19 protein-coding genes and 1 pseudogene are annotated in these 17,164 nt (G+C 33.3%); 5 read left to right on the top strand and 15 right to left on the bottom strand.

Going from position 1 to position 17,164, the window contains the following annotated elements:
• From IRZ78_RS09600 to IRZ78_RS09585, 4 genes and pseudogenes are all read left to right on the top strand, one after another.
• The gene (locus tag IRZ78_RS09600; RefSeq protein WP_194616326.1) at positions 1-582 is read left to right on the top strand and encodes a Crp/Fnr family transcriptional regulator; all 582 of its coding nucleotides are present in this window, start codon (positions 1-3) and stop codon (positions 580-582) included.
• Positions 583-663: 81 nt separating this feature from the next.
• The gene (locus IRZ78_RS09595) at positions 664-1,539 is read left to right on the top strand and encodes a pirin family protein (protein WP_194616325.1); all 876 of its coding nucleotides are present in this window, start codon (positions 664-666) and stop codon (positions 1,537-1,539) included.
• Between the two features lie 52 nt (positions 1,540-1,591).
• Positions 1,592-1,909: pseudogene (locus tag IRZ78_RS09590) on the top strand (VOC family protein); the annotation flags it as partial.
• A gap of 241 nt (positions 1,910-2,150) precedes the next feature.
• Entirely contained in the window at positions 2,151-2,456 is a 306-nt protein-coding gene (locus IRZ78_RS09585) for a thioredoxin-like domain-containing protein (RefSeq protein ID WP_194616324.1), read from the top strand.
• Between the two features lie 76 nt (positions 2,457-2,532).
• Here IRZ78_RS09585 and IRZ78_RS09580 read toward each other — a convergent pair whose 3' ends face one another.
• The 15 genes from IRZ78_RS09580 to IRZ78_RS09510 all read right to left on the bottom strand — a co-directional run bounded on the left by IRZ78_RS09580 (position 2,533) and on the right by IRZ78_RS09510 (position 15,548).
• Entirely contained in the window at positions 2,533-3,399 is an 867-nt protein-coding gene (locus tag IRZ78_RS09580) for an alpha/beta hydrolase (protein ID WP_194616323.1), read from the bottom strand.
• A gap of 54 nt (positions 3,400-3,453) precedes the next feature.
• A complete protein-coding gene (locus IRZ78_RS09575) occupies positions 3,454-3,867 on the bottom strand; it encodes a nuclear transport factor 2 family protein (RefSeq protein WP_194616322.1) in 414 nt (137 codons plus the stop codon).
• A gap of 327 nt (positions 3,868-4,194) precedes the next feature.
• Positions 4,195-4,620 carry a DoxX family protein gene (locus tag IRZ78_RS09570; protein WP_194616321.1) on the bottom strand — a complete coding sequence of 142 codons (426 nt, stop codon included), beginning with the start codon at positions 4,618-4,620 and terminating at the stop codon, positions 4,195-4,197.
• Positions 4,621-4,639: 19 nt separating this feature from the next.
• Entirely contained in the window at positions 4,640-5,329 is a 690-nt protein-coding gene (locus tag IRZ78_RS09565; protein WP_194616320.1) for an isochorismatase family protein, read from the bottom strand.
• Positions 5,330-5,437: 108 nt separating this feature from the next.
• A complete protein-coding gene (locus tag IRZ78_RS09560; RefSeq protein WP_228520423.1) occupies positions 5,438-6,409 on the bottom strand; it encodes an alpha/beta hydrolase in 972 nt (323 codons plus the stop codon).
• A 94-nt stretch (positions 6,410-6,503) separates the two neighbouring features.
• A complete protein-coding gene (locus IRZ78_RS09555; RefSeq protein ID WP_194616319.1) occupies positions 6,504-8,306 on the bottom strand; it encodes an amidohydrolase in 1,803 nt (600 codons plus the stop codon).
• Between the two features lie 79 nt (positions 8,307-8,385).
• Entirely contained in the window at positions 8,386-9,045 is a 660-nt protein-coding gene (locus IRZ78_RS09550) for an alpha/beta hydrolase (protein ID WP_228520422.1), read from the bottom strand.
• 395 nt (positions 9,046-9,440) lie between these two features.
• Positions 9,441-10,235, bottom strand: coding sequence for an alpha/beta hydrolase (locus IRZ78_RS09545; RefSeq protein ID WP_194616317.1), 795 nt, complete (start codon positions 10,233-10,235; stop codon positions 9,441-9,443).
• 73 nt (positions 10,236-10,308) lie between these two features.
• On the bottom strand, positions 10,309-11,658 hold the full coding sequence (locus IRZ78_RS09540) for an alginate export family protein (RefSeq protein ID WP_194616316.1): 1,350 nt from the start codon (positions 11,656-11,658) through the stop codon (positions 10,309-10,311).
• Between the two features lie 17 nt (positions 11,659-11,675).
• Positions 11,676-12,296, bottom strand: coding sequence for an SCO family protein (locus IRZ78_RS09535; protein WP_194616315.1), 621 nt, complete (start codon positions 12,294-12,296; stop codon positions 11,676-11,678).
• Complete coding sequence (locus IRZ78_RS09530; protein WP_194616314.1) at positions 12,274-13,695, bottom strand: tyrosinase family protein; 1,422 nt, start codon at positions 13,693-13,695, stop codon at positions 12,274-12,276. The genes IRZ78_RS09535 and IRZ78_RS09530 overlap by 23 nt, the downstream gene beginning before the upstream one ends.
• 17 nt (positions 13,696-13,712) lie before the next feature.
• The gene (locus tag IRZ78_RS09525) at positions 13,713-14,162 is read right to left on the bottom strand and encodes a DoxX family protein (RefSeq protein WP_194616313.1); all 450 of its coding nucleotides are present in this window, start codon (positions 14,160-14,162) and stop codon (positions 13,713-13,715) included.
• Between the two features lie 104 nt (positions 14,163-14,266).
• Entirely contained in the window at positions 14,267-14,743 is a 477-nt protein-coding gene (locus tag IRZ78_RS09520) for a Dps family protein (protein WP_194616312.1), read from the bottom strand.
• A 29-nt stretch (positions 14,744-14,772) separates the two neighbouring features.
• A complete protein-coding gene (locus IRZ78_RS09515; RefSeq protein WP_194616311.1) occupies positions 14,773-15,192 on the bottom strand; it encodes a hypothetical protein in 420 nt (139 codons plus the stop codon).
• A 56-nt stretch (positions 15,193-15,248) separates the two neighbouring features.
• Positions 15,249-15,548 carry a phosphoribosylpyrophosphate synthetase gene (locus IRZ78_RS09510; protein WP_194616310.1) on the bottom strand — a complete coding sequence of 100 codons (300 nt, stop codon included), beginning with the start codon at positions 15,546-15,548 and terminating at the stop codon, positions 15,249-15,251.
• A 639-nt stretch (positions 15,549-16,187) separates the two neighbouring features.
• Here IRZ78_RS09510 and IRZ78_RS09505 point away from each other — a divergent pair.
• Complete coding sequence (locus tag IRZ78_RS09505) at positions 16,188-17,159, top strand: AraC family transcriptional regulator (protein ID WP_194616309.1); 972 nt, start codon at positions 16,188-16,190, stop codon at positions 17,157-17,159.
• Positions 17,160-17,164 lie beyond the last annotated feature (5 nt).

Raw genomic sequence — 17,164 nt, 5'->3', positions numbered from 1 at the left:
ATGTTTACACAAGTTAATACCGCTATTTCAAGATACGTGACCTTCACACAAGAGGAGCTCGATATATTTAATTCATTACTGTATTTCAAGCAAATCAAAAAAAAGACTATTATGCTTCAAAAAGGTGAAAAATGTACTTTTGATGCATTTGTGGTTCGTGGATGTATCCGGAAATATTATATAGATGAAAATGGATTCGAAGTAGTCTTGCAATTTGCAGTCGAAAATTCATGGATCAGCGATATTTCATTTAGCATTTACGAAAAGGATGGTAGCCATGTCTTTATAGAAACTATGGAAAACTCTGATCTTTTAATCTTTACTCCAGAAACCAAAGAGCAGCTTTTTGAGCGCGCGCCACGGTTTGAGAGATCTTTCAGAATTTTGGTGCAACGCCATTTAGCAGTTACTCAAAATCGTCTTCTTCACAATATTACTGACACGGCAGAACAAAAATATGATGAATTTCTACAGACGTATCCTACTATACCATTGCGTGTACCCCAACATTATATTGCTTCTTATCTGGGTATTTCTCCTGAATTTTTATCAAAAATCCGAACCCGAAAACTTAAATCCTGATTTTTAGAAATCTTGTCCTAGTTCAATGCACGGGTTTCATTTATAATAGAAATTTGCTGTGAACCCAAACACTCAAAAACGATGGACAGAAAAGATTTTATCAAAAAAGGACTTTTAGGAACAGGAATGTTTGTTGCCTCAGCAGCTGTTGCTAATATAATGCAGAATGACATTGACGAAATAAAACCACTAGACCCTGTAGGTTTTAATCATTTGCCGTCTCTTGACACTCCAGTAACAGGAAATAGCGTCTTACACAAGGCCGAATCAAGAGGTCATTCCAATCATGGATGGCTTGATACACATCAGACTTTTAGTTTTGCCTCTTATTACAATCCGGACAGAATGCATTTTGGTGTCCTCAGAGTTCTCAATGATGATATTGTAGAACCATCAAAAGGATTTGGTACTCACCCTCATGATAATATGGAAATCATATCCATTCCTCTGGATGGTGATCTGGAACATAAAGACAGTATGAACAATGTGGCCATTATCAAAAAAGGTGACATTCAGGTGATGAGCGCAGGTACGGGAATTTACCACAGTGAATTTAATAATAGAAAAGATAAACCTGTTAAGTTTCTTCAAATATGGCTTTACCCAAATAAAAAAAGCGTAATGCCGAGATACGATCAGATCACACTCAAATCAAAAGACCGTCATAATAAATTCCAGCAAATTTTATCTCCAAATGCTAAAGATCAGGGTGTTTGGATCCATCAGGCTGCTTGGTTTCATCTGGGGATTTTCGATAATAAATTTAACAGTACATACCATATTAAAAAGAGAGGTAATGGTGTTTATGTCTTTATTACAAAAGGAAGCTTTCTGGTAAACGGTACCTTGCTCAACGAAAAAGATGGTATGGGTACTTGGGATTTAGATTCTCTTGAAGTAATTTCTCAGGCGGATGCTTCTGAAATACTTCTGATGGAAGTACCAATGACTATGTAAAATTATCTTTATGCACATTCGACTATTAGTTTTATGAACAGGGAATCCTGAGAGACTGGCTGATTTTTATGGTTTATTTGGATTAAAATTTGAATATCATAAACATGGAAATTCTCCTTTTCATTATGCCGCCATAATGGGGCAAACAATTCTGGAGATTTATCCCTTAGCAAAGGAACAATCGCAACCAGATATAAATTTACGTTTAGGTTTTGAAGTTGTCAACTCTACCGAAATTACTGAGAAGTTAAAGAACAACTATTTACGTTTTATATCCGAACCCACTATAACAGATTTCGGATTTATGGCAATTATCGCTGATCCTGACGGCAGAAAAATTGAGCTTTATGATCAACATACTACCTTTTGAAATTCAGGTAAGCTAAACTTCAGGCAATTTTCAGCATAGCAATATAGCCTCATTCATTACGTTCTACAGCTATACTTTATTTATCATCACATGTATAATGAAATCTGCCTTAAGTTATTCTTTAGGCAGAATGCAAAAAAAAGAAAACCTGAAAAACCAATAATTACCAGACCAAAATGGTTCTTTTGTTCATTTTAAATACCTTTAAAGGAAAATTTGGGCTTATTGATTTTTGGGCTTCGTGGTGTGGCCCCAGCAGAAAAAAAGCCATGAGCTTATTTCATTAAAACAGCAATTTGTAGCAGCTAATTTTGAAATAGCTGGAATTTCTTTAGATAAGAATAAAGAACAATGGAGCGCAGCTATTACAAAAGATAAATTAGATTGGGTAAATCTATTAGATCAGGATCAAAAATTAAAAAGCATTATTGGAATAGAAAATATCCCCTATAATTATCTTATTGATGATAAAGGTATTATCATAGGTATTAATCTTTCGGTAACAGAAATAGAAAAGATTATAGTAGCCAATACCAAAAAAACATAAACATAAACTTATTCTTAATTCGTTTAATTGCATAAAAAAAGATGGGGCATTCAACTGCCCCATCTTTTACACTTAATTATTTCCCTGTTTTTCTCAAAAGGAAATCTTTGATAAGTGCCCCCATTTCACTCCCAAAACTTTCAAGTGCAAAATGTCCTGTGCTGAACAAATGAAACTCTAGATTTTTCAGGTCTTTTTTGAAAGCCTCAGCTCCTACTCCTGGAAAAATATAATCATCTTTTCCGTAAACAACAATGGTATCAGGCTGGTACTTTCTAAAATATTCCTGCCATTCAGGATACAATACCACATTGGTCTGGTAATCGTAGAACATGGCCAATTGAATGGCGCCATTTTCCGGACGCTCTAAATGTCTCAAATCAATCTCCCAATTGTCTGGCGAAATTACAGAAGCATCTGGCACAGCGTGAGTATACTGCCATTTTAATCCATCTGGAGAGTGAAAACCGCGTAATGTATTTTCTGCTTCTTTGTTATTTATATCACCCCAATATACTTTGATTGGATCCCAGAAAGTTTCAAGACCTTCCTCATAAGCACAACCATTCTGAATGATTAATGTGTCTATTTGATCCGGATTTCTACTGGCAATTCTAAAACCTATCGGCGCACCATAGTCCATCAAATAAAGGCTGAATTTCTTTATATCCAATTCGTCTAATAAAGTTTTAACAATATTCGACATGTTTTCAAATGTATAATCAAACTCTGCAATTGGAGGCTGCTCACTTCTGCCATATCCTGGATAATCTGGTGCTATTAAATGAAAATCATCTGACAGATCGTTTATTAAATTTCGAAACATATGGGATGATGTTGGATATCCATGAAGCAAAACTAGCGTTGGCTTGTTTTTATCACCGGCTTCTCTGTAAAAAATTTCTACTCCATTAATTTTTCTTGTATGGTAACTTGTTTTCATAATACTGTTTTTTTTAATTAAACTTTTACTTTTTAAACTCTATTTTTAAATTGATTAAATAAATTTTCTGTCACTTTCTTTTATGGGCAGATCGTTGATACAAGCGAATCTTCTTTGCATTAATCCATTTTCATTAAATTCCCAATTTTCATTTCCATACGCCCTAAACCACTGCCCTTCTTCATTATGATATTCATATTCAAATCGAACAGCTATTCGATTATCTGTATGTGCCCAATATTCTTTTTTAAGCTTATAATTAAGTTCTCTTGACCATTTTCCCGTTAAGAATGCTACAATTTCTTCGGTGCCGTTTATAAATAGATGACGGTTTCTCCATTCACTGTCAGCTGTATATGCCTGCGAAACTCTATAGGGATCTTTACTGTTCCAGGAATCTTCTGCCAATTGAATTTTCTCAATTGCCGTCTCCAATGTAAAGGGCGGAATTGGATATCTCTTTACCATGATTTATATTTTTAAGTATTTCTATACCACAAACTTAGCCATTATACACAATTGCATTTCTGTTATATTCTTACCAAAAATTATAATAAATAAAGATATTAGAGTTCCCTTTCTTATTCTTGAAATAAAAAAGAACTAAGGAGTCGAATCATCCAGAAAAACTGATTTAAAAGAAGGTATCTTGCCTACTAAAAACCATCTGGATTTGAGCTTTATTTAGAATTTTAACTCTTATACATAGCCTAAAATAAAAAGCAGCATCCAATAGAATGCTGCCATCTTAAAAAGCGAATTAATTTATTAACACTGTTGGTTTTAAATTTTTATTTATTTTTCCTTGCTGATATAATAATCTAACGAATATCTACCTGGGCCAATAAAGCATATTAGTAAAAAACAAAGACTATAAATTAAGGGAACATCTTTTACCAGAGCCGGATCATTAAAATGTAATACAAAATAACCTGTCAGGGTAACCGCTAAAATTGGTAAAGTGGCTATACGAGTCATTAAGCCAAGTATGATAAAAATAGGCATGACAAGATTTGCAGTTGTTGCAAAAGCTTGATTTAATGCCTCGGGTAGTCCTAAAGGATTAGGGACAACTTCCGCTAGTGCTGTCCCAATGCCTATTTTTTTTAACCCATGAGCATAAATTAGTTCGCATGAAATGGTAATCCTAAAAAAGAGCAAAACAATGTTATTCAATTTGGTACCCAAATTTGAACGTAATAAAGAATATATATTTATCATTATTTCTATTTTATGCTAATTAGTGTTTAAGCATTGCTCTGCCATACTGAACACCAATTCCATATGATCCACCATATTTTTGAACTAAATCTGTTACGGCTGTATAGGTTTCTGATCTTGACCAATCACGTTGCAACTCTAATAAATATTGCATAGAGGTAATTGGTCTTGCTCCGGCCTGAACCATACGAGTCACTGCCTGATTATGAGCTTCATCAGTCACATCTCCACTTGCATCCGTGATCACGTAAACAGTGTATCCATCATTTATGGCTGATAATGCAGGTCCTACAATACAAACCGAAGTCCATAAGCCGCCCATTACTATTGTTTTATTTCCTTTCCCTACAACCTCTTTGTAAGCATTAACATCTTCCCAGAAATTCATAGTGGTTCTGTCAAAATACTTAGTACTTGATTTAGGATAAAACTCCAAAACTTCAGGAAAAACCGGCCCGCTAAAAGACTCTTCAGCTACCGTTGTAATAACAGTTGACACTTTAAAAATCTTAGATGCGCCTGCAACCAGGGCAGTATTAGTCCTTAGCTGATCCACCGGCATATTACCCACTGCAAATGCCATCTGGCTTTCATGATCTACTAAAATCAAAGTATGATTTTTTGGGTTTAACAATTGTGGACTTGGTTTTTGTGCAAATGCATTTAGTGAAGACAATGCAACTGCTGCTGCTAAAATTAAATTTTTCATAATGATTCAGATTTAATGGTTAATTTTTTTAACTGTTTGATTTTTATAACTTCTTTTTAATTAAACTTTAGATCAATTTTTAAATTGATGATCTAGTACTGATTTTTTCTATCTAACTTTTTTACTCAAAAAGTTTAGAATGAGTTTAGAAATTTCTAAATGGTGTTCTTCTAATGCAAAGTGACCTCCGTTTAATAAATGAATTTCAGCATTTGGGTTATCATTTTTATATGCATTAGCCCCTGCGGCGATAAAAAACTGATCGTTTTTACCCCAAATAATTAGCATTGGTGGCTTGTATTTGGCAAAATACTGATGCCATTTTTCATATAGCGCTATGTTAGATCCATAGTCTCGAAACAGGGCAAGTTGGATAACATCATTTCCTTCTCTGTTCAAATAATATTGATCGATGCTATAGCTGTCGGGTGCTATTTTTTCAGGGGATTCCGCGCCAGCTGTATATTGCCATTTCGTGGCATCAACGGTCAGAAAAAAACGTGCTGCCTTTTCAGTTTCGGTATTTTGATTTTCAATATATGCAGTCAAAGGTTTTAGAATTTCACCTAATCCCTCAACGTAGGCATTTGCATTTTGGATTATAAGTGACTGAATCAGTTCAGGTCTTCTTGTTGCTATTCTCATTCCCACGGGTCCTCCATAGTCCTGAATATAAAGACTCGTTTTTTTGATTTTTAATTTATCAATAAAATGTTCCATTGTAATGGACAAGTTATCAAATGTGTATTGATACTGCCCAGGAGTTGGGGCACTGCTTTGCCCAAAACCAGGATAATCAGGAGCAATTACATGATAATTAGAAGCAAGTTCATTTATCAGATTTCGGTACATATGTGACGATGACGGAAATCCATGTAATAAAATAATGGTCTGTTTAGTTCTTTCGCCCGCTTCACGGTAGAAAATTTTTAAACTATCAACGAGAATTGTTTTGTATTCGACAGCTTTGTAAAGGGTACTCTGTAAAGCCACCTTTTTCTCTACAGAATGTTTTGCATACGATTTAAAGCATGTTAAAAACATAATCGTTAAGATGGACATAATAAGTTTTGTCTTCATTTTATTTGTTTTAGTTTTTTAATAAATGGTCTACAGAATGTTTTCCCCGATCGAGAAATTATCAGATTGAATGTTTAAAGCAGCTAAGCGTAAATTATTTTTTTTGATATCCTCCATAAAAATTGACCGGTGACCATTCTGGAATTGCTTTTTCTATTGCAGGGCTTAGTTTTGCAAACTCTTTGTCACCAAAGACAACATTGCCCCCTACTACTGTTAAAACAGCTGATAAATCTTTGATTTTATTTTCTGGTATGCTGAAATAATCATCCGATAATAGTGTAAAATCGGCAAACATTCCTTTCTCTAAAGTACCTTTTACAGCTTCTTCTTTTGATACCCAGGCACTACCTTTTGTGTATAATAAAAGTGCTTCTTCACGGGTAAGTAAATTGTCGGGAGCACTTAATTGTAATCCTCCCACTGTTTTGCCAGAAACCATCCAGTATAATGCAGGCCAGGGATTATAACTCGCAACTCTTGTTCCGTCAGTACCTGCCCCAATAGGAACTCCAATTTTGATCATTAATTTTAAAGGCGGTGCATATTGTGCTTTAGCTACTCCATATCTTTCAACAAAATATTCTCCTGCATAAGCCATTCTGGCTTGAATCGCAATACCTCCGTTCAGCGCTTTAACTCTTTTTAATTGTTGCTCCGTAACGGTTTCTGCGTGATCAAACAACCATCTTTCTTTTGCTAACTTCCCGTTCGTTTCTTTATTAACTTCTTCAAGAACATCCAGCAAATTAGCAATAGTTTCTCCATAGGTCGCGTGAATTCTAAACGGCCAATGACTATCAACATGCAAACGAATCACTTTTTTGATATCACTTCTCCAAGATGGTCTATCTTCTAGTATAGGTTGAGGTGCTAAAAAATTTTCAAAATCACCGGCACTCCATGTCAAAAATTCTCCGCCTCCTTCTAATTCATATCCATGGTCCAAATGAATTTCTCCGTTATTACCTACTTTATTCGTTGAAATCCAATTTTGAAATTCGGCAAACTCTTTTCCTTTATTTTGAGGAAATAAATAATAAGACAATCGTATAGGCATTTCTCCCTGATTTGCGAGTAATTTTGTCGCGCCATAGTCTTTAGGAAACGCATGCCCGCCACCTCCCGCATCGATACCGCTTGTTATACCATATCGGTTCAATTCTCTGTAAAACTGTTTTGTAGAATTCAACATTTGCTCTTCAGTCATAGGTGGCAATGCTCCAATTGCCGCATAAAGGATTGTCGGGTTTGGTTCTGCTAATAATACTCCGGTCAATTTACCATCCGGACCTTTTTCATATGAGCTTCCCTCAGGTGGTTTAGTGTTTTCATCAATTTTAAGCACTTTTAAACCACTTTTATTCATCCATCCTCGACTATATAGAAATAATACGAATGCCGGAACATCTCCTGTTGCTTCATTAATTTCCTGGGTTGTTGGAAATCTTTTTTCTTCAAACTGAAAAGGACTCCAGCCTCCTACCACTCTCACCCACTGACCTTTTGGAGTTCTGGCAGCTTGTTCTTTTAACATTCTTAGCGCTGTTTTTAAAGAAGTTACGCCATCCCATCTTAATTCAGCGTTATAAAAACGCCCTCCTCTGGTTAAATGCAAATGAGAATCATTCAATCCAGGAATAATGGTACGCCCATTAGAATCAATAACTTTAGTTTGGTCCCCTTTTAATTTTAGAATCTCTTCATTAGTTCCAAATGCTAAAACTTTTCCTTTTTTTATTGCTATCGCTTCACTAATGGTGTTGTTTTGATCCATAATGGCAATTTTACCATTGGTAACAATTAAATCCGCTGTTACAGTGTCAATTTCCTTTTTATCTTTTTGACAAGAAAGGAAGAATATAATTATTAATACTAAGTATATAGAATTTCTCATTGTGACTGTTTTTATATATTACTAATTGGAATATTACCTTAACCGTTTAAGGTTTATTTAGAAGATTGCTTCTTTGAAATTAATCCATTTTAGAAGCTGAAATAATGACATCTGCAACAAGCTGAGGCTGTGATATATAAACTGCATGACTTCCTTTCACATATGTGAAAATGGTTTTGGAACGTTTGTACATTGCTTCCTGAATTTCTGGTGGAATACTCTTGTCTTCAGTTGCAATTACGCCGTATGCAGGTTTTGATTTCCAAGCCGCATTTTTAATTGGTGTTACAAATCCTTTAGCATAAAATGCACCTTGCGAAGCATACATAAAATTGGCATCTTCTGCACTTAGATCAGCACATATTCCCATGTGGTATTTATCCTTTTCATAATAAATAATACCATTTTCATCTGGAGGCAGAACACCATTTTCTGTTGCTGGTGGAGCAGTCTGTATCCATTGTAAAGCTGTTTCTCCATCTCCTGGCTGAAATGCTGCTACATAAACTAATGCTGCTACATTAGGATGATTACCAGCCTCAGTAATTATAGCTCCACCATATGAATGCCCTACAAGAACAGCGCTTTCATCTAGTTTGTCTAAAGCTATTTTTACAGCCTGAACACCGTCTTCCAGTGATGTTAGCGGGTTGTGTACCACCGTAACATTATAACCCTTATTAGTAAGTATGTCATATATACCTCTCCATCCTGAGCCATCTGCAAATGCACCATGCATAAGCACTATATTTTTAATTTTTTTCATGCTTTTATTATTTTTTTAGAGATTAAAACGCAGAATATTTCTTATCAAATTTGAAGTCTGATGAAACTAAAAACGAGTTCCTTTACTTGTTGAAACAAAATTACACCTAATGAAAGCGTGCTTTTCTGTGAATAATTCACTAAAAATTATAATAAACTAAGATTTGAAAAGTTTTGCCACTTTACATCGATAAAGAATATTTTGTTTTGTAACTACATTTAAGATTGAATAGTGTAATCACATTGAAAAACAGAAGATTAAAAATCATATACAAAAAAAACTTCCGTTAATCATATTAAATATGACGAACAGAAGTTTCGATAATATGTTTAGATTTTATTGTAATATTAATCTACATTACGGCAATTTTATTTTGCTTCCTGACTTAAAATAGCTGAGACTACGGTCGGTTGTGAGAAAAATGGTGTATGGCTCGTAGGTAAAGAATATGTTTTTGTTATATTGGCAATTTTTGCCATACTTTTTTGCAAGGTCAGTCCTATAGCATGATCATATTCAGTAAAAATATATACCTTATCTATTTTACCAAAATTAGCAGCTGTAAGTGCAACTGGAGTCGCAAGTGGTCCCATTGGCTCTGGCTTAAAATTAGCAACCAGACCATCGGCTATTTTTTTAGGCGCGTCTGCTGCAAAAAAATCTAAAATGCCTTCTTTAGCAATTCCTACCACACCTGATTTTTCATCAGGCTGAATGTATTGCCCGATATGAGTTTCTTTATCTGACGCCGAAATTGAAAAAAGGCTTTCCCCATTATTTGGTACATATGCGCAAAGGTAAATCAGTTTTTTGATTTGTCCGGGAATTTGCTCAGCGGTCGCGCTGATAACCATTCCTCCAAAACTATGCCCCACAAGAGTAATATTTTTCCTTGTTCCAATTGCTTTTTTAACAACATCTACGTAGCCTTGCAGCGTCAATGATGCAACTGGTGTATTGTCTGCTCCATGTCCCGGCAAATTTACTGTTATTACTTCATTACCACTCTTTTTAAGTTCTGCTTCAACATTCTTAAAATCAGCTGCTGAAGACCATGCTCCATGTACTATAACAATTGTGTTTGTGCTAACTGTTTTAGCCTGAGTTGGAGTTCCGAAAGCGGTCATTAAAATTACCGCCGCTGTTGTAATTGATTTTTTCATCTTTAAAAAATTTATAGTTATATTTATTGTGTTACTCAATTTTGTTTTCAATTCTCTACTTACTGAAATCATTTTATAAAATTAAAGTCAATGTACTGGCTGTAAACAGTATGTCTTTGCCATTACTAACATCTTTAATAAAATCCCCACTGTTAAACCAAGTGCCTTCCAAAGTAAAACTCAGGTATCTATTAAAAGCATATTCAAATGACGCTCCTAATTGATTTCCTATTTTTTTTGAAGTCGAATTGGAACTATTGAATAATATTGCACCATTTGGCTGATATATAGCATCGTTCTCTGAAGCCCGCCAGAACATATCATAATCGACACAAAAGTTTAATTTTTGTGTTAACTGAAACTCCAGAAAAGGATGTATGTCAATCAGGTTTGAAGGCCCTATCAAAGCAGCTAAACCAAAGTATGCCCCTCGTGGAAAAAGAGGATTAAATGTTTCTATAGAACCATCATTTTTAATTTTATCCCCCGAAATATATTCCGTTTTAAAACCTATTTTCTGAATTCTTTTATTTATCATATAATTAAAAGAATTATTAATTGAAAATGTCCATGCGTGAATGGTTTTCCTGTCAAATTTTCCAAATTGATATGCAGTTTCTATATCATAGTTCCAATTAGAATGTGAGCCCCAAATTCTTGAACCCACTGTATTTCTGTTTTCCAGTCCCGAAAAAGTATTGAACGTGCTTTCTGATTTTCTTATGTTAAAAAAATATACTTCTATATTATTGAAATGTTTAATTCCTTTTATGCTGGTATACAATCCAAAAAGTTTTGTATTTGAATCAATCCTATCATTAAAATTTCCAAATCTATTTTTGACATTATAACCATAAAAAGCATCTGCCGATAAATTGTTTCTTTGATACATGATTTTCATAGCATCAAATGCTAGTCTGCTGTTTGGTCCTTCCCGAACTGAAATCAATCTTTGCGATCCATAATATAGTTCTTGTCTTCCCATTCTAAGATTAAAATTCCTTACCCTTACATCAAAAAACAATTGATGAAGATCTAAAGGATTTTCCTCTAATGGATTCGGATCTAATCTACTGATTGAGGTACTGCTTTGTACTTGACTGAATAAACGAAATGAATCTCCTATTTTTAAATCAACATAAAAAAGCGCCCTGTTAAGTATAAAACCATTATCGTCCTTGATCGCTTCATCCCAATTTTCATTTTCGAAATATTGGTATTGCGTTCTGTTTTCAGCTCCTAAAAAAAGAAAGGTCTTAGACTTTTTAGATATTGCGATTTGTTTGATTTTATAATAAAAATTTTGATTTGTACTATCAATTGAAATAACATCATTATACCTTAAAAAACTAAATTCATTTATTTGCTGTGAATAAACAGTTGAACTAAATACAATTATAAAAATCAGGTAATATTTTTTCATCTGTTTAAAAATTATTTTTAATTCCCCTCTTCTATAAGTTTATTAATATCAAAAATCAACCTCTTTGTATCTTTTACGCTTAAACCATCGTAATAACCTCTAATTCTCCTTTTACAATCAACTAATACAAATGTGCCATCATGAATTATGTTTCTTTGATTAGCATTACCATCGTCAAAGGCTCGTACTTTATAATTTTTAGAAAGTTCAAAAACGTCATTATTTTCACTAGTTAAGAAGGTCCATTTAGTGTTATTTATTTTATATTTTTCTGAATATTTTTTTAACGTTTCAGGACTATCATTCTTATAATCTATACTAAATGACACTATAGATACTTCTTCAACTTCTTTAAAAGCCTTTTCTATTAATTTTAAATGCTTTGTCATTTTAGGACAAATTGTAGGACAACTGGTAAAAAAGAAATCAACAACCTGTATTTTGTTTTCAAAGTCCAAGTGGGTTACTTCTTGATTAAATTGATTTTTTAATAGAAATTCTGGTGTTTGATAATATTTGTTTTTTCCGGTTGAGGGGTCAATGGCTAATTCGCCTAAAATGGGAAGTTGATCATTCCTTGTGCATCCAGCGAAAATCAAAGCAAAAAGTAAAACTCTAAATGTTAGTTCTATTTTCATAATCCTTATAAATTGAAATATTTTCTAACTTTAAAATTTCATCCGGAATATTTCTATTGGGTAATGGCACAGGTTGAAAAATCACATCAATCTTTATCTTCTGATCTATGGCCTGAGCAATTTCCTTTTCAATTTCAATCTGAAGAAAAACTCCGTTTTGTAGCAATACTGAATCTATATCCAAAATTGGTAGAATAGTAAAAGTACCTGTGTATTTACTTTGCTTCTTTCCGTCCATCATATATTCAAAAAATACTCTTGCACAATAAGGCTGATATGGAAGTTGGGCTCTTTCAAAGTGTAGTATAACGTGAGACCTTTCCTTGTCAGCGAAGTCCTTAATTATAGCATTTGTATCTGAAGTTTTTAAATTTAAGATTGCAATGCAATCCTTTTTCGACTCATCTCTCTTTGGTTTATCTCCTTCAATATAGGGATTACAAAAATTAGGATTAAGGTCTAAATCGGCAAAACGATAACCTAGCTCTTCTGTGTTTAATAGTTCTTTTATTTTAAAATCTACCGGACGTCCATTACCATCTGTTACGTATAATTTTTTTTCTAACCACTCTTCACTATCAGGTAATTTATTGTCTGGACTATACGCAAGCCAGGAATCCCAAATACGATCGCAATTTCCATGATGACCATAAAAAATCGGTTCAAAACCAGATTCCACAAAAGTCGCCATCTGTCCTCCAATCCAATTGTGTATATTGTTATGAAAAGACTGTTCCGCCATACCATCAAGCTGTGCATCACCATATTTTTTAATAGCAGGATATCCTCCGAATGTTTTATAATCTTTTGTTCTAAAGCCTGCGCCTACATTGATGAAGTCATTTGGTATTTTGTCATTCGGCCCCACAAACCTTGAAGCATTGAATAATGGATTACTTGCATCTCCCCAATAATGTTCTGGTATAAAATTAGTTTTCGTCCAATCCCAGTAATGCAATGCTAATTTGGGTTCAGATACTGCTTTTTGAAGTTTTTGCTCTAACGACCACAAATATAATCTATGCCAGGGCCATACATACCAATTGTAGTGCACCTGATTAGAATACATACTTGTAGCGCAAAAAGTAGTATGCAGCAACGCATTTGCCTGCCAACCCATTGGATCTAAAGGTGATATTTGTGAACGTTTTTTTAAGATTCCTACAGCATCCTTAAACAACTTTATTTCTGGATGATCAACAGGAATATCAGCAATATTCTTTCTTACCACGATATTTGAATATGCTTTCTTCTCATAACTCCCATTGTCTGGCTTTATTTTGTCGTCTTTACACCCAATTAGCGATGAAGAAACCAATGGTAAGCCTGCAAAACCAACGGAAGCCATACCAAGTTTTTTCAAAAATGATCTTCTCTTATTATCATCAATATTTCCCATATTTATTGTTTTATTTTTTAATTATTCTTTTCAGTAAAAATTTTGTCCATTGCGTATTTACCTCCACCTAAAATAAACAGGGCAATAGCCATTCCTATCCAGAGAATAAAGTATTCGTAGCCTTCGCCCTTTAGTGTTCCAAACCAATTCATAAAAAATCCATTCTTAAGATGTGTGGTGAATATCATTCCCAATGGAAGAATTATATAGGTAAAGGCAATAACTCTGGTTCCTGTTCCGGTAATTAGTGCGACCGCCCCCACCGTTTCCAACATGATTACCAAAAAGCCCATTATCCAGGGTAGCCCTACCGCGTCAGTAAAGAATAACATAGTTCTGGAAAAACCAAGGCCACCAAAACAGCCCAGCAATTTTTGCAAACCGTGCATAAGCACAACAAAACCCAGAATAACTCTTAAAATTAGCGGCGCGTACGATTCGCTTGTTTCAAATAATTTATTTTTCATAATGTTTTATATATATAATTAATATTTTATCAGACCCTCCATTTCAAACTGCTCCCTCAGGATATCTTTCAGATAAACATTAAGAATGGCTGTAAACTTATGTTTTAACTTTTTATATATGCTGAATACATCCAGACCATCTTTTCCTGTTCCCGAATGTAATCACTCATTAAACTGTTGGTTCCCGTATCCTCTATTTCTTCAGAGATTTCAAGAATTAGTCTTTGTTTAGCTAAAAGTATTCCCAGTGACTCTAAAACTTTATCAACAGAATGCTGTCCATCGATCACTTCATTTGTTTCCAAAATTGCTGCTGTTTTAAAATATTCGGTAAAATTGTGATTTGGTTTGAATCCTAATGTTAGTATTCTTTCGGCAACTTCATCGATTTTTAAAAAGAGATTGTTATATAAGTCTTCAAATTTTTGATGTAATACAAAGAAATCATCGCCTTTAATATTCCAATGATATCCTCTCACATTTTGATAAAATATGGAATAATTAGATAGTAAATCATTCAATTGATATGCTAACTCTTTACTTTTTGCAGCATTCAATCCTATGGCGTTTAAATCGTTCATTGTTTTATTTTTAAAATGTTATGAATAAATTATATATCTAATAATCTTGAGTCAACTACAAAACGCTTCCAGTTTAAAAATGGCATGGCGTATGATTTTAAAGTTTTATAGCTCAAAAACGAAGAACTAACCTGAGCTTTTATTTTTTTAGTTTTCTTAACTTCTCTAAGCGTTTCCCCTATTAGAAATGTGCCACCAGAAAAAAAATCGTTTTCCACTCCAGATGAAGTTTCTATTTCACGGTCAAGGACTACCACATAGTATCCTTCTGGCGAAACTTGTAAATTATAGTCATAATTCACAATGACTTTTCTGAAAATGGAATTATCTGCCCCCAGCCGATTTGGTACAAATCCTATTTCCGTTTTATCTTTTAGTTCAGTACGGGTACTTCCAAAATGTTTCCGTACTTTATTTTCTGACTGTATTATTTTTATTTTAAAATCCATATTTCATAAATTTTTTATTTCTAATTCATTTCAGTTCTGATTATGCATCTAATTATTTATCTAATTTTCAATTTCTGGATCATTTCTGCATTCAAACTATCACTATAAGCTCCGTAAGCATCTACCAATAATCCTTTTAATCCATATTCTGTACTTATTGCATAGAGTATTGATGAATCATCCGGGTTAGAATCCCCTTCAAATCGATAAAATGAATCAACAGTGAATTCGCTCGAATCAAATGTTTTATTCAACTTTTTACATTGTAATGTAGAGCCGCTAAGATTAAAATCAAAAGTATACCCTTCGGCTTGCTTTATATTTATTGCCTCTGTAAGTGTATCGTAATTTGTCATTTTGTTTCGGTTTTATAAAATCTATATTTTCAGATAGATTCTTATTATTAATTAGTGCTCTATTTTATTTAATCTGTTAGATGGACTGGTAGATAGTTATGTACCGTTTTAAATTCCAATTTTTCTGCAAATGACTATATATCGAAAACCGATATGAAAATCATATTCAATAGATTTCTTTTTCGTTAGAGCAAAACTACTTCTAAACATAAAAGCAGTTTCTATAGAAAAGTTATCAAAAATTATAAATATTAAAGATTTAGAGATGTAATACAGATTTATTATACTAGTGTCTGATCTAAACATGTAGTAACTATAAGAAACATAATTAGTTAATAGCAAAAAAAACGAGAATTCTATTCTCATGCAAATACTTATAAAAAAGAAGCAACAAGTATAAAACAAGTCAACTAAAAATAATAATGAACCTCGATTGCTTACAAATCAATTAATAGTAGCTACAAAATAGAGTCGGGAATTCTTCAATAAAAAAAGAATAAACTGACATAAAAATCAAAATCTTTAAATATTATAATTTTTAATCAGGATTTGAAACTTGTATCATTACAATTTTATGCAATTTTGAAAAATCAAATCTACATTCACACAAGCCAACACACTATAAATAAGAAACTTAAGATGAAACCCGTATTGACCACTTTAAGTAAAATTACTGAATGTCTGGCTTTTATGAATCTACCAATCTCCACTTACAATAGTGAAGATTTTAGTTTTATAAAACTACATGAAATTGGTATAAAATTACCTTTGCAGTCACCAACATTCCGACCTGACTTTTTTAATTTGTTCGTAATAGTAGATGCATGTGGCAGTTATACTATTGGAAGTAAAGAATATCAATTTCATTCAAATCAAATCGTAATTTCCCGCCCTGAATCGTTTGCATCTAGCTATTGGACAAAAATTCACAAAGTATACACTATTAGTTTTCGCAAAAATTTTCTCCTTCAGTATTTTCCAGCAGGTATTGATACTGTTCTGGAATTAGGTGGAGAAAATGGAATTTCCTGCGTCCTGACTGAAAAACATATGAAATATTTTGAGCAGACTTGCCAGGAGATACACGAAATATCGGTTTCAACAATGGCATATAAAGATGAACTTATTGCAAACCTTATTCTTAATCTTTTATTTTTAACGCAATTACATCATAACAGCGATTCAAAATTGAAACTGGAAGGTGAAAAACAGACCACTATTGTCAGCGCATTTCGTCAAAATATGGAAAATAATTTTAGCAGGCTTATTCGTGGCGAGGACACTTCACTAATGCGAACGAAAGAACATTCCAGATTACTGAATATCAACGAAAATTATCTTTCAAAAGTAATAAGTAATTGTACAGGAAAAACAATCAATGAATGGATTAATGAAAAACTTATTGATGAAATTAAATACCTGCTGAAACATTCAGATAAATCAATGAAAGAGATTGCTGCATTATTGGCTTTTAGCGATCTAAATTATTTTTGCAGCTATTTTAAATCCCAGACTTTAAATGCACCTAACGCATTGAGGAAAGAATTTGATAAAGCTAAAAAAAATAAGACTGTTATTTATAATCCTCAGTTACAATGCATCAGACATTAAGAAAA

It is taken from the genome of Flavobacterium sp. CSZ (assembly GCF_015350725.1).
In the GTDB taxonomy this organism is placed as follows: Bacteria; Bacteroidota; Bacteroidia; order Flavobacteriales; family Flavobacteriaceae; genus Flavobacterium.
The sequence above is the reverse complement of the archived record's forward strand: the minus strand, read 5'-3'. Positions and strand labels throughout refer to the sequence as shown.

Excerpts from the sequence above, each read along its gene's own strand:
- IRZ78_RS09600 (WP_194616326.1), top strand. The coding sequence starts at position 1 with ATGTTTACACAAGTTAATACCGCTATTTCAAGATACGTGACCTTCACA.
- IRZ78_RS09595 (WP_194616325.1), top strand. The coding sequence starts at position 664 with ATGGACAGAAAAGATTTTATCAAAAAAGGACTTTTAGGAACAGGAATG.
- IRZ78_RS09580 (WP_194616323.1), bottom strand. The coding sequence starts at position 3,399 with ATGAAAACAAGTTACCATACAAGAAAAATTAATGGAGTAGAAATTTTT.
- IRZ78_RS09575 (WP_194616322.1), bottom strand. The coding sequence starts at position 3,867 with ATGGTAAAGAGATATCCAATTCCGCCCTTTACATTGGAGACGGCAATT.
- IRZ78_RS09570 (WP_194616321.1), bottom strand. The coding sequence starts at position 4,620 with ATGATAAATATATATTCTTTATTACGTTCAAATTTGGGTACCAAATTG.
- IRZ78_RS09565 (WP_194616320.1), bottom strand. The coding sequence starts at position 5,329 with ATGAAAAATTTAATTTTAGCAGCAGCAGTTGCATTGTCTTCACTAAAT.
- IRZ78_RS09560 (WP_228520423.1), bottom strand. The coding sequence starts at position 6,409 with ATGAAGACAAAACTTATTATGTCCATCTTAACGATTATGTTTTTAACA.
- IRZ78_RS09555 (WP_194616319.1), bottom strand. The coding sequence starts at position 8,306 with ATGAGAAATTCTATATACTTAGTATTAATAATTATATTCTTCCTTTCT.
- IRZ78_RS09550 (WP_228520422.1), bottom strand. The coding sequence starts at position 9,045 with ATGCATGGTGCATTTGCAGATGGCTCAGGATGGAGAGGTATATATGAC.
- IRZ78_RS09545 (WP_194616317.1), bottom strand. The coding sequence starts at position 10,235 with ATGAAAAAATCAATTACAACAGCGGCGGTAATTTTAATGACCGCTTTC.
- IRZ78_RS09540 (WP_194616316.1), bottom strand. The coding sequence starts at position 11,658 with ATGAAAAAATATTACCTGATTTTTATAATTGTATTTAGTTCAACTGTT.
- IRZ78_RS09535 (WP_194616315.1), bottom strand. The coding sequence starts at position 12,296 with ATGAAAATAGAACTAACATTTAGAGTTTTACTTTTTGCTTTGATTTTC.
- IRZ78_RS09530 (WP_194616314.1), bottom strand. The coding sequence starts at position 13,695 with ATGGGAAATATTGATGATAATAAGAGAAGATCATTTTTGAAAAAACTT.
- IRZ78_RS09525 (WP_194616313.1), bottom strand. The coding sequence starts at position 14,162 with ATGAAAAATAAATTATTTGAAACAAGCGAATCGTACGCGCCGCTAATT.
- IRZ78_RS09520 (WP_194616312.1), bottom strand. The coding sequence starts at position 14,743 with ATGAACGATTTAAACGCCATAGGATTGAATGCTGCAAAAAGTAAAGAG.
- IRZ78_RS09515 (WP_194616311.1), bottom strand. The coding sequence starts at position 15,192 with ATGGATTTTAAAATAAAAATAATACAGTCAGAAAATAAAGTACGGAAA.
- IRZ78_RS09510 (WP_194616310.1), bottom strand. The coding sequence starts at position 15,548 with ATGACAAATTACGATACACTTACAGAGGCAATAAATATAAAGCAAGCC.
- IRZ78_RS09505 (WP_194616309.1), top strand. The coding sequence starts at position 16,188 with ATGAAACCCGTATTGACCACTTTAAGTAAAATTACTGAATGTCTGGCT.